This is a genomic window from Bacillus sp. JJ1533, assembly GCF_036965045.1.
In the GTDB taxonomy this organism is placed as follows: domain Bacteria; phylum Bacillota; class Bacilli; order Bacillales; family Bacillaceae_L; genus Ferdinandcohnia.
In genome coordinates this window covers 1-12,322 of the sequence record NZ_JBALOV010000007.1, presented here as the reverse complement: position 1 = coordinate 12,322, position 12,322 = coordinate 1, and the positions used below count along the sequence as shown (strand labels likewise).

Below are 12,322 nucleotides of genomic sequence, written 5' to 3'. Positions count from 1 at the left end.
TTATTCAATGATGGCTAAACGTCTTGTCTTCTCAGCGACTTCTTCAGGATTTACAGTAATTCTTGCGACTCCTGTTTCCATCGCTGCTTTTGCCACACTTGCTGCAACTGCTGGGGCAACACGTGGGTCAAATGGTGCAGGAATAACATATTCAGGACGAAGCTCCTCAGGTGATATCAAGGATGCGATCGCTTCTACTGCTGCGATTTTCATTTGTTCATTAATATGAGTGGCTCTAGCATCTAAAGCACCTCTAAAAATCCCTGGGAAAGCAAGTACGTTGTTTACTTGGTTTGGAAAATCAGATCTTCCTGTTCCAACAACCTTAGCCCCCGCTTCAAATGCTGCATCTGGCATGATTTCAGGATTAGGGTTTGCCATAGCAAAAATAATTGGGTCCTGATTCATCGTTTGTACCATCTCTGCTGTAAGAGCACCTTCAACAGACACCCCGATAAAGACATCTGCATCCTGAAGGACATCTGCTAGAGAACCTTCTAAACGATTGCGATTTGTATATTTTGCTACTTCCGCTTTTACATCATTCATTCCAAAGGTACGCCCTTCATAAATGGCACCTCTAGAGTCACACATGATAATATCGCGAACCCCATAGCGATATAAGAGTTTAATAATGGCAATACCAGCAGCACCTGCTCCGTTTGCAACTACTTTTATTTCTGACATTTTCTTATCAACAAGTTTTAATGCATTCACCAGTCCTGCTACCGTAACTATTGCGGTGCCGTGTTGATCATCATGAAATACCGGAATATTTGCTTCTTTTTTAAGTCGCTCCTCAATGACAAAGCAATTTGGAGCAGCGATATCCTCTAAGTTGACTCCACCAAAAGTAGGCTCTAATAATTTTACAGTTTCCACAATCTTGTCAATATCTGTTGTGTTTAAACAAATCGGAAATGCATCTACGCCTGCAAAGCTCTTAAACAATACAGCCTTCCCTTCCATAACTGGAAGAGCAGCTTCTGGACCAATGTTTCCTAAGCCAAGCACTGCTGTTCCGTCTGAAACAACAGCAACCATATTCCCCTTCATTGTGTATTCATACACCTTGGACTTATCATCGTAAATAACTTTACATGGTTCAGCTACTCCTGGTGAGTACGCTAAACTTAAATCCTTTGCATTTCTTACTGGAATTTTTGATTTTGATTCAAGCTTTCCCTTATGAATTTGATGAATATGTAGAGCTTCTTCTCTTAGAGTCATTTCCTTTTTTCACTCCTTGTTATAAAGAAAACTTGGTAGCCAAAAAATTCTGGTACCAGTCATTGTCATAAAGGTTGTTAAAACATGTCCAACATTTTTCATGAAAACTAGTAAATTAAAATCGCCTAATTCAAATAAACATCAGTGGTATGGCCACTTCGCTTTTCTATTACAATATAACATATAAGCGGTTCCTGTAAAGAGTTTGTTATTGAAACACCACATTTTGCGGACCCATTAATTTTTCAATTTCAGTTAAAAATTGCGGATTCGGACTTACCCACAGCTCTTGTTGAAGCTGAATTGTTTTTTGAGATTCCTGGTAGTATACAACAACCGGTGTTTCCCCAGGATACTCTTTTAATAATTCTTTTAGGTCGATAAATACTTGTTCTGCTTGATGGCTCTTATCCATTCTGATAAACAGTTTCTTTTCTTCGTCTGGTACATCCACTTTATCAGGCAAAGCTTGAGCTTGATTGATGATGAGCTGCAGTTGGTTATTCCGACTCTCGACCTTCCCTTTTAGTAAGAGTAAAGCTTCATTTTTTAAAAGCTTTGCTGACTGATTATAGGTTCTCGGAAAGGCTACTCCTTCCATTTCACCTGTTTCATCACCTATTGTTAAAAAGGCCATTACTTCCCCTTTTTTAGTCCGTATCGTTCTCTCCTTTGTGATGAACCCTCCTATCACAATATTTTGATGAAGATAAGAAGAAGCTTCCGAAATCGCAATGGCTCCGTGCCTCTTTAAATAAGTCGAATACGACGTAATCGGATGGCTCGATAAGTAAAAGCCAAGCGCTTCCTTTTCAAAGCGGAGTTTTTCCATTTCCTTAAACGGTTCAACTTCAACGTATTTTGGTTTAAGCCCAAAATCATCCTCAAAGAGCATTTCAAATTGGTTTTCATCATCTTTAGGTCGGACAAGTTCTGCATGTTCAAGTGCAACGTCTAGAGTTGCTAAAAGAGTTGCCCGGTGTTCCCCAAATTCATCAAATGCTCCAGAACAAACTAACGCTTCTAATGTACGACGGTTTATACTTCTCATCGAGGTTCTAACACAGAAATCAAACAGGTCTGAGAAAGGCTTAACCTTTCGTGTTTCGATAATCTCTTTTAATGCGGCAACCCCTACACTTTTTATACCTGCTAAACTAAATCGAATCGCTTTTTTTTCTACAATAAATGGGTAATAGCTTTTATTAATAGACGGTGGCAGAATGTCAATCCCGATTTGTTTTGATTCACGAATATATTGTCCCAGCTTATCATCGTTGCCAATGACACTTGTGAGTAATGCAGCCATAAAATAGAGCGGATAGTTTGCCTTTAAATAGGCAAGCTGATATGCAATCATACTATAAGCAACGGCATGGCTGCGGTTAAAACCATAGTTTGCAAATCTGACAATTAAGTCATAAATTTCATTTGCTGTTTTTTCAGTATATCCTTTGCTTAAACTACCTTGAACAAAATGCTGCCGCTCCTTATCTAGGACCTCTTTCTTCTTTTTACTGACGGCTCTTCTTAAAAGATCTGCCTCACCAAGACTAAATCCAGCCATTTTTGAAGCAATCTGCATAATTTGCTCCTGATATACAATAACTCCATATGTCATTTGCAGGATCGGTTTAAGGTCTGGATGAGGGTAGAGAACGGCTTCTTTTTTATGTTTTCGTGCAATATACAATGGGATATTTTCCATCGGACCAGGTCTGTACAACGCATTTACCGCGACGATATCTTCTAGGGCATTGGGCTGAAGCCTTACTAAAACACTCCTCATCCCGCTAGACTCTAGCTGGAATACTCCAGTTGTATCTCCTTTACTTAACAAGGAGAAGGTTTTTTGATCGTCTAATGGAATTGTTGAAAGGTCAATATTCTTTCCTGTACCACGCTTAATCATGGACTTAATATTATCGATCAGCGTCAAGTTTCGAAGTCCTAGAAAATCCATTTTTAAAAGGCCGATTTCCTCGAGTATATCCATCGGAAACTGTGTCAAATATACATCATTATGGCCCTCTTGTATGGCGATTAAGTCCGTCAATGGCTGTTCACTAATGACAACCCCAGCAGCATGTGTGGAAGTATGTCTTGGTAGACCTTCTATTTTTTTCGCTGTTTCAAAGATTTTGCGGCCGATTTCAATGTTTTGAATATAATCCCTTAACCCTTGTGATTCTTCATACGCTTGTTGTAGTGTAATTCCTAGCTTACTAGGAACTTGTTTGGCAAGAAAATCGGCTTCTTTAGGCGATATCCCCATTACTCTTCCAACATCACGAAGTGCTGCTCTTGCTGCTAATGTTCCAAATGTAATAATTTGCGCGACATGGAGTCTTCCATATTTTTTCGATACATATTCAATCATTTCATCACGTCGGTTATCAGGAAAGTCAATATCAATATCTGGCATGGATATTCTTTCAGGATTCAAGAACCTTTCAAATAACAATTGATGTTCCAGTGGATCAACATTCGTAATATGTAGTACGTATGCAACCAATGAACCCGCTGCTGAACCCCTTCCAGGTCCCGTCACAATGCCGTTCTCATGGGCATATTTCATAAAATCCCAAACAATTAAAAAATAATCACTAAAATTCATTTTTTTGATGACTTGGAGCTCATATTGGAGTCGTTCCAGCTGTTCATCAGTAGGATGTTGATACCTTTCTTTTAGTCCTTGAAGGCAGAGTCGTGACAAATAATCCTCAGCAGATTCGTGACCCGGAACTGGATATTTTGGCAATGCAAATGTACCTAAATCAATCTCGACATTACACTGCTGTGTAATATGTAATGTATTTTCAAGAACGACTGGAGTTTCAGAAAAAAGCTCAGCCATTTGCGTAGGAGACTTTAAATAATATTCCTTGCTAGGCAGAACAACTCGATCTTCGTCTGAAAGCTTATTCCCATTTTTAATCGATAATAGGCATTCATGAGCAAATGAATCTGTTTGCTCTATATATTGAACATTGTTTGTCGCAACCAAAGGTATATTTAATTCTTCACCGATTGCCATAAGCTTGTTGTTCATTTCAACATTTTCTCGCAAGCCATGGTCTTGTACAGATAAATAAAAGCTTTCTTGTTCGAAGATTTGTTTATAGGAATTAGCCCTCATTGTGGCTTCCTCGAAATTTCCATTCTTTAGACTCTGCTCAACGTCCCCATTAAGGCCCGGTGATATCCCGATTAATCCCTCGCGATACTGGAATAGCCATCTTCTAGGGATTCCATTCTTTGATTTAGTTTGAATGGCACTGCTAATTTTTAACAGATTTTGATATCCTTTGTTATTTTTCGCAAGTAATACTACAGGATATGAGGTGTTCTCTTCTGCTTCAGACAACACCGAGGCAGTCAAGCCTATAATTGGCTTGATTCCACGCTTCCTGCATTCTTTATAAAAAGCTATTGCGCCATACATTACGTTTTCATCGGTTAATGCCAATGCCTTAAACCCGAGGTTACTTGCTTTCTCAACTAAAGCTTCAACTTTCGCGGCACTTGATAAAAGGCTGTAGGCGCTTTGCACCTGTAGATGAACAAAAGGCAATGAAATCACACCTTATTCCTTTATTTTTTCGTCCTATTCGATACTTCAATTATAGACCTATTTATAAAACAAGCAAAACAAAACTCATAGTTTCAACGGTTTGTCCATATACATGTATTAGATCGTTATGAAGATTGATCAATAAAAAAAGAGGGTGTCCAAATGGAAATAAAAGACGCTTTTATGCCTGCATTTATTCATAGTTTCTTCATTGCCCTTGGTGTTCTTTTAGGGGGATCACTAATTGGAGGGCTAGGTGCTTTTATTTCGGGTCAAGCACCGCTATCCGAAATCTATTCAGTCGCCAGCAAGTTAAAAATATGGGCCCTTGTTGCTGCAATAGGAGGAACATTTGATACTTTTTATAGCTTTGAAAAAGGAATTTTTCTTGGACAGACAAAAGATGTCTTTAAACAATTTCTTTTAATTATATCGGCAATGGGAGGGGCACAGTTCGGCTGGAGGATTATTGAGTGGTTTACACAGGAGCATATTACCTAATGAGAGTCCCTCCTTATTATCAAAAACCTGGATGGCAGCGATTTTTCGCCGGTGTTGTAATCGGTGCCTTAATTAGTTGGATTGTGTTTTTGTTTCAGTTTGGGGTGTTGCAGGATAACCAGATAAAAAAAATTACACAACAGGAAGATGAAATTAAAGATTTACAAAAAAGTAAAGAAATTCTGATTGAAGATGCAAAAAAGGTAAATGAAGACAACAAAAACAAGCTCAAAATCCAGGACTTCGAAGTAACGTTTGCAAATCGAAAGAAGGTTGAACTTAGTTCACTTGATCTCCACCATATAAAAACAGCTGTAATCGAAGACCTTAACACTTTAATTGGACATGATATTCAAACTTTATCCAAAAACAGAGAGCTCCTTTATAAGACAATAGAAAATAGGGATTTCGAAGTGAATGATAAAACATATAAACTAAAGGTACATTCTGTCTTTGTTGATACAACGCTTGAAATTTCACTTACTATCGAACTTGTAAAATAACTAAAGCCTCCTTTTTGTGAGGCTTTTTCGATTGAAAAGTGAAATTTTTGTTACATCCGTGATACATTTTTAGAAAATTTTAAATTTTGTGTAGCATTATTAGGCTAAAATGAAATAAAATAAAAAGAAACGTATAAGGAGGGAAAATATGTATATTAATCGCAGAAAAATGTTAAATGAGAAAATTGCTTATTTGAAGAATGGATATTCCACTTATGCCGAATCACCAGATGTCATAAATGCGATAAAGAAAGAAATACAAGCATTAAACCTGGATGTTTTTGAAGAAGTCACTGACTTAGGTTCGTGGTTCATCCCCGTGAAGGTTGAGAGCTAAAAAAAGTCGCACAAAAATGGAGCGACTTTATTTTTAGGGATTTAGGTTGCATACATCTTGCAAATCAGCAATTACCTGTTCTACCTCTTGCCAAGAATAGATGGTAGCTCCTGATGCAAGGGGATGCCCACCACCATTATACTTTTTGGCAACTCCGTTAATGACCGGCCCTTTTGAGCGTAGGCGAACTCGAATTTGATCCTTTTCCTCCACGAAAAACACCCAAGTCTTTATGTTTTCGATATTACCTAAATTACTTACCAGTTGCGATGCTTCTGATGGCGTTACTTTGTATTCTTTGAGAATAGCATTTGTAATGGCCATCCAGCCTACGCCATCATCAGTAACCTTATAATTCTGATAGACATAGCCACTCAGACGTGCTACGTTCTCTTTTGTTTTATACAGGTTCTCGTAAACTTGAGGAAACTGAAAATCGTATTGAATTAATTCTCCAACATATGTAAATGTCTTCGGGTTTGTATTTGGAAACAAAAATCGACCTGTGTCTCCAACAATTCCAGCGAATAGAAGTCTAGCAGCTTCATTCGATAGTGTAAATCCTTGGTTTTTCCCTTGTAGGTACAGTTCATAAATCATTTCACTACAAGAGCTTGCATTTGTATCCACCCATATATATTCACCATACGGGTCTTCATTTGGATGGTGATCAATTTTAATTACCATTTTGCCACGATTGTAACGCGCATCTGAAATCCGTCCCTGGTTCGCAGTATCACAGACAATCACTAATGCGTCTTCATACATTTCATCAGGAATCTTGTCCATTTCCTTAAGAAAAAGTAAAGATGGTTCATCTTCGCCAACAACAAATATGTTTTTTGTTGGAAAGGAGGCTTTTAGGATTTCCGCTAACCCACATTGTGAACCGTATGCATCTGGGTCCGGCCTTACATGGCGATGAATTATAATCGTTTCAAATTCAGTGATCGTATCAAGTATCTTTTGAATCATTTAATTTCTCCTTTTCAACCTATTTCTTCACATTCTATTCACTAGCATTTTGGATTCGTTCTAGTTACAATAGGAATAGCAATCTAGAATTGGAGGAAGCCTCTTATGCAAATACTTGTTATTTTAATCATTTTTGCACTTGTATTTTATTTTTATTATAAAACAAAATACTTCCGCACAAGACGTCCAATTGAAAAGCAATGGCTCTCAGCGAAATCTAGCATAGCACTTGGACTATTTGTTGCTTTGTTTGGGTTAAATGCATTCTTCGTTCATCCGTCTACCATTTCAACTGTAATCGGTATAATCCTTATTTTAGTTGGTGGCGGTAGTACTTGGGCAGGATTCCGCGCCTATAAGCATTACCTGCCATTAGTTATGAAAGAAGCCGAACAACAATAGGAATGAAAAAGGACGCGTAATAGCGTCTCTTTTTTTGACTTTCTTCATACAATTAAACCATTTATCTTTCCATTAGCTGTGCCATCATCATTGCTTTTCCAACAACGACTCCGCCGTTGAAAACTTCAACATCAACCTTACCAAATCGTCTTCCAACCTCTAAAACTCTTGGATGAATTTCCATCATACTATCAATTTGAACAGGCTTCATAAAATAAACCGTCATATTTTCAATAACAAGATCACCTTTTTTAAAAGATTTAAGCACCCTGCTAGCAGCTTCTGTCACAATTGTTGTAAACACACCGTAAGAAATGGTTCCCAGGTAATTTGTCATCTGCGGAGTTACTTCACATTGATAGATGGCCTCACCATCTGCAGACATATCCACTAGCTGACTTGTGACAATATCATCAATTGTTTCTCCTACCTGTGGTTGGCGGCCAACCATCTGAAGGGCTTTTAAGACATCTTGACGACTAATAATTCCTTGTAATCGATTTGATTGATCCACGACAGGCAGCATTTCAATTCCCTCCCATACCATCATATGGGAGACAGATGCAACAGATGTTTTCTCATTTACAGTCATTGGATGCTTTGTCATCACTTTTTCAATGAGTAAATTTGGGTCCTGTCCCATGATATCCTTTGCGGTCACCATTCCTACGACCTTTGATTGTTGATCAATTACAGGATAACGTCCGTGACCAGTTTCCGAATTATGTTCATACCATTTTTCAACTTTATCCGAAATGTGAAGGCTAACGGTCTCGGTTTTTGGAGTTAAGATATCCTCGACCAACACTATCTCCTTTTTAATAAGCTGATCATAAATTGCACGGTTAATCATCGTTGCAACCGTAAAGGTATCGTAGCTGCTAGAAATAATAGGTAACTGTAGCTCATCAGCAAGCTTTTTCACATCATCTTCGGTATCGAAGCCCCCCGTGATTAATACAGCAGCTCCTGCATTTAACGCATATTCATGCGCCTTTGTACGGTTACCAACAATCAAAAGATTTCCGGCTCCGGTATAACGCATCATTGCCTCAAGTTTCATCGCACCGATTACAAACTTATTTAAAGTTTTATGAAGACCCGCTTTTCCTCCGAGCACTTGTCCATCAACAATATTGACAACTTCTGCGAAAGTTAGCTTTTCAAAGTTTTCCTTCTTCTTTCGTTCAATTCGAATCGTTCCCACTCGTTCGATGGTACTTACATAACCCTTATTTTCGGCATCTTTGATGGCACGATAAGCAGTTCCCTCACTTACCTTCATATCCTTTGCAATTTGTCGAACCGAAATTTTCTCACCAATCGGAAGTGTGTCAATATACTGTAAAATTTGCTCATGCTTCGTCGCCAAGCTCTTCACCCTCTATAATCATTCTTTGTCTATTTCCGTTGTTTTCTTATCTCTATTATACGGGTGAAGGGCGCTTTATTCAATTTTATTGGTAGTGTCGCATTTTTGGTCGACGTTTAGCGGCAACTTCTTGTGGGTTTGTCGCTTTTTGTGAAAGTTTAGGATTATACAGTAAGCCTATTAAATTTCCACTGATCACAATCAAAGCAAAAACAAGCCAGGAAATCGAAAAAATGCCTTCCAATCCTTCCGCTCCAATTGTTAGTCGTGGTACCCCATAATAAAGTAGGACACCGCAAAGCAATAAACAAAGTAATAATCTATTATGCAATCCATTTCCTCCTTTACCTATGCTTGTTTCATTCTATGACGCCATCATAAAAAAAAGACGTGAAACCTCACGTCTTTGTTACAATTACAATTCGATTGAGTCTCCTGCTGATAATACTTTCCCTTCCGCCGATGTAAGTCTTGAGACAAAATCGTGTGCATCCTGTTTGATAACAGGAAATGTATTATAGTGAATGGGCACAATTGTTTTTGCCTTTAGCCATTCAGCAGCAATCAAAGCATCATCTGGCCCCATCGTAAAATTATCGCCAATTGGCAAGAAGGCAACATCAATATCGTTAAGTTCTCCAATTAATTTCATGTCATAAAATAATGCTGTGTCCCCTGCATGGTAGATTGTTTTTCCTTCAGCAGTAAACAAGATCCCCCCAGGCATACCTGTATACACAAACTCGTTCTTCTCAGGAATTTCTACACTTGAACCATGGAAAGCAAGAGTAAATTTCACCTTTCCGAAATCAAATTGGTGAGCGCCTCCAATATGCATCGGATGTACATTTAATCCCTGCCAACCTAAATAAACAGCAAGTTCATTTGGAGCAATAACTAAGCTCGAGTTGCGCTTAGCAAGTTCTACAGTGTCCCCAACATGGTCTCCATGCCCATGTGTGAGTAAAATGACATCAATTTTTTCTTCAGCTGCATTTAAATCTGTATTTGGGTTTCCTGTAATAAATGGATCAATAATAATTGTCTTTCCACCCGTTTCAATTTTTACTACTGAATGCCCATGATAGGATACCTTCATCTGTATCTCCCCTTTTTTAGTAATAGTTGAACCTCTTACTATATATCTTCTTTTCATTTCTTTACTTTCCTTCTTTTTATATCCTTTTCTTTCATTAAACAAACCTATTAAAAACGAAGAACTTCATCGTGAAAGTTTACTTTTTTTATTGAAATTGCTACTCTTAATGTATCTTTAATAAGGATGTGTCATATATGAATCAACGATTACAACAGCTTTCTGGTTGGTTAAAGGAAAAGGATATTACTTGTGGTTTCATTACGTCTACTCCCAATGTATTTTACTTAACAAATTTTTATACAGATCCACACGAAAGACTTCTTGGGTTATTCGTTTTTCAAGATGAAGAACCTATCTTAATTTGTCCACAAATGGAGCTTGCCCAAGCACGCAATGCTGGCTGGCAATATGAAATCATTGGATTTAGCGATACAGATAATCCATGGGAACTTATTCAACAATCACTTTCAAAACGAAATATTACGGTCTCTACATTAGCTCTTGAAAAAGAACATTTAACCGTTGACCGGTTTGAGCAGATTCAAAAACTTTTCCCATCTTCCTCTTTCGTTTCTGCTGAAGAAAAATTACATACACTGCGAATGATTAAAGATGAAAAAGAAGTTTCCATCCTCCAAGAAGCCGCAAAGTTTGCTGATTATGGAGTCGAAGTTGGCGTACATGCAATCGCAGAAGGAAAATCAGAATTAGATGTACTTGCTGCAATTGAATTTGAATTAAAGCAAAAGGGAATCCGACAAATGTCCTTTGATACTATGGTATTAACAGGGCTTAAAACAGCTGCCCCACACGGAAAGCCTGGTCTGGAGACGATCAAAAATGGAGATTTTGTCCTTTTTGATCTAGGTGTTGTGCTTGATGGATATTGTTCGGACATTACAAGAACTGTCGCATTTGGAGAGATTACTGATCAACAACGTAAGGTTTACAATACTGTATTAAAGGCCCAATTAGCGGCTGTTGATGCATGTAAACCTGGAACCAGAGTTGGAGATATCGACGTGGCTGCACGTTCCATTATTTCGAACGCTGGATATGGGGAATATTTTACACACCGAATTGGTCACGGGCTTGGAATTGATGTTCATGAATTCCCATCCATGAATGAAACAAATGATATGCTTTTACAAACGGGAATGGTATTCACGATTGAACCTGGAATTTATGTTCCAGAAATTGGCGGCGTTCGAATTGAGGATGACATGATCATCACCTCAGACGGCGCTAAAACATTAACTAATTTCCCTAAAGAACTTATTACGAAATAAGGATGAAAAGGACCCAATCGGGTCCTTTTTAATTTGTCTAGCTTCAGGCGCCATCGGCTCTCTGGTCTAAGCCAATCGCTTCGAAAGGTAAAATACACCTTCTGTCAGCGCTCGTCTTATGCTTGTCGCCTAAGTCTGAGCGCCTTGCACTTTTCTTAATTGATTGCTGTTTCTTTTCCTTCAAATTTTGAGCAAAGGTATTCAAACAGCTTGTGGTTAAAATTATCCTGATTTCGAACATAATCAAATAAAATATCATATTGCTCTTTATTATTCTGTAAACCATGCAATACCTTGAAAAATAATTCCCTTTGTTCTGCGATGCTATCTGCGATTTTCTGATCTTTTTCGTCGTTTTCTTCAAAGTGTTTTGAAATGGTTTCATTTTTTAACTCATGTTTTTGTAAGGTGGCAATAATTTGATCAAATTGCTCCTTCACAAGATTTATATTCTCAGAAACTTTGTTGTTAAAGATTTCTTGATTTCGAACAATTTGCCCTAAAATCTCTAGCTGGTCTTGATGCTCCACTTGCTGCTTGGCTGCTGTCTCATTGTACTTTTCCTGTTTTTTCATAAAGCCAACAAATACCTCCAATACATTTTTCTGTTCTCTAATCCTCTTTGACAGCTTTTCATCCTTCTCCAATTGATTCTGTTCATGATTAAAAAATAGGCGCTGTAATCCCTTTTGTTCCTCCGCCAATTTTTTGATTAGCCCTTCATTGCTCTTTATATATTCTTTAATGGTTTCATTGTATTTTTCCTGCAGTTTTAAATGCTCAGATACAAAATTTGAATAATAGGTTGATTGATTCAGATTTTCTGCAACTGGAGTAGTTGGTCGGTGAACAAGTCCGGCTAGTGAACCATTATAATAAACCGATGAACCCATTCTTGTGCACTCCTTTACGATTTAGTAGACATATTACACTATTTGACTTTTCTTTATCCTATTTTTATGCCTAAAAATTGGTGACAATGATTAATGTGCTTGTAAAAAGGAAAAGGATACCTAGCTAATAAAATGTACCCTATAGAA

Annotated in this window: 12 protein-coding genes; 5 read left to right on the top strand and 7 right to left on the bottom strand. The window is 37.8% G+C overall.

Features of this window, described 5'->3' with window-relative positions:
* On the bottom strand, positions 1–1,230 hold the full coding sequence (locus V7138_RS04285; RefSeq protein WP_335394519.1) for an NAD(P)-dependent malic enzyme: 1,230 nt from the start codon (positions 1,228–1,230) through the stop codon (positions 1–3).
* A gap of 208 nt (positions 1,231–1,438) precedes the next feature.
* Positions 1,439–4,804: a DNA polymerase III subunit alpha gene (locus V7138_RS04280; protein ID WP_335394518.1), complete on the bottom strand. Its 3,366-nt coding sequence runs from the start codon at positions 4,802–4,804 to the stop codon at positions 1,439–1,441.
* Positions 4,805–4,966: 162 nt separating this feature from the next.
* On the opposite strand from V7138_RS04280, the gene V7138_RS04275 reads away from it, so the two are divergent.
* The 3 genes from V7138_RS04275 (at position 4,967) to V7138_RS04265 (ending at position 6,145) form a co-directional block, all read left to right on the top strand.
* Entirely contained in the window at positions 4,967–5,305 is a 339-nt protein-coding gene (locus V7138_RS04275) for a YtrH family sporulation protein (protein WP_335394517.1), read from the top strand.
* Positions 5,278–5,808, top strand: a complete 531-nt coding sequence (ytrI, locus tag V7138_RS04270) for a sporulation membrane protein YtrI (protein WP_335394516.1) — start codon at positions 5,278–5,280, stop codon at positions 5,806–5,808. The genes V7138_RS04275 and ytrI overlap by 28 nt, the downstream gene beginning before the upstream one ends.
* 148 nt (positions 5,809–5,956) lie before the next feature.
* Positions 5,957–6,145, top strand: a complete 189-nt coding sequence (locus V7138_RS04265) for a hypothetical protein (RefSeq protein WP_335394515.1) — start codon at positions 5,957–5,959, stop codon at positions 6,143–6,145.
* A gap of 33 nt (positions 6,146–6,178) precedes the next feature.
* On the opposite strand, the gene V7138_RS04260 is transcribed toward V7138_RS04265, so the two are convergent.
* A complete protein-coding gene (locus V7138_RS04260; RefSeq protein WP_335394514.1) occupies positions 6,179–7,120 on the bottom strand; it encodes a DHH family phosphoesterase in 942 nt (313 codons plus the stop codon).
* Between the two features lie 105 nt (positions 7,121–7,225).
* Between V7138_RS04260 and V7138_RS04255 the strand changes: the two genes are divergently transcribed.
* Entirely contained in the window at positions 7,226–7,522 is a 297-nt protein-coding gene (locus V7138_RS04255; protein WP_335394513.1) for a YtpI family protein, read from the top strand.
* A gap of 61 nt (positions 7,523–7,583) precedes the next feature.
* Here V7138_RS04255 and V7138_RS04250 read toward each other — a convergent pair whose 3' ends face one another.
* From V7138_RS04250 to V7138_RS04240, 3 genes are all read right to left on the bottom strand, one after another.
* On the bottom strand, positions 7,584–8,894 hold the full coding sequence (locus V7138_RS04250) for a CBS domain-containing protein (RefSeq protein ID WP_335394512.1): 1,311 nt from the start codon (positions 8,892–8,894) through the stop codon (positions 7,584–7,586).
* An 85-nt stretch (positions 8,895–8,979) separates the two neighbouring features.
* Positions 8,980–9,225 carry a hypothetical protein gene (locus tag V7138_RS04245; RefSeq protein ID WP_335394511.1) on the bottom strand — a complete coding sequence of 82 codons (246 nt, stop codon included), beginning with the start codon at positions 9,223–9,225 and terminating at the stop codon, positions 8,980–8,982.
* 84 nt (positions 9,226–9,309) lie between these two features.
* Positions 9,310–9,993 (bottom strand): metal-dependent hydrolase, encoded by a 684-nt coding sequence (locus V7138_RS04240; protein ID WP_335394510.1) that lies wholly within the window; start codon positions 9,991–9,993, stop codon positions 9,310–9,312.
* A gap of 194 nt (positions 9,994–10,187) precedes the next feature.
* Between V7138_RS04240 and V7138_RS04235 the strand changes: the two genes are divergently transcribed.
* Entirely contained in the window at positions 10,188–11,282 is a 1,095-nt protein-coding gene (locus tag V7138_RS04235; RefSeq protein ID WP_335394509.1) for a M24 family metallopeptidase, read from the top strand.
* A gap of 155 nt (positions 11,283–11,437) precedes the next feature.
* Here the strand turns inward: V7138_RS04235 and V7138_RS04230 are convergent, their stop codons facing one another.
* Complete coding sequence (locus V7138_RS04230) at positions 11,438–12,175, bottom strand: hypothetical protein (RefSeq protein ID WP_335394508.1); 738 nt, start codon at positions 12,173–12,175, stop codon at positions 11,438–11,440.
* Between the last annotated feature and the right edge of the window lie 147 nt (positions 12,176–12,322).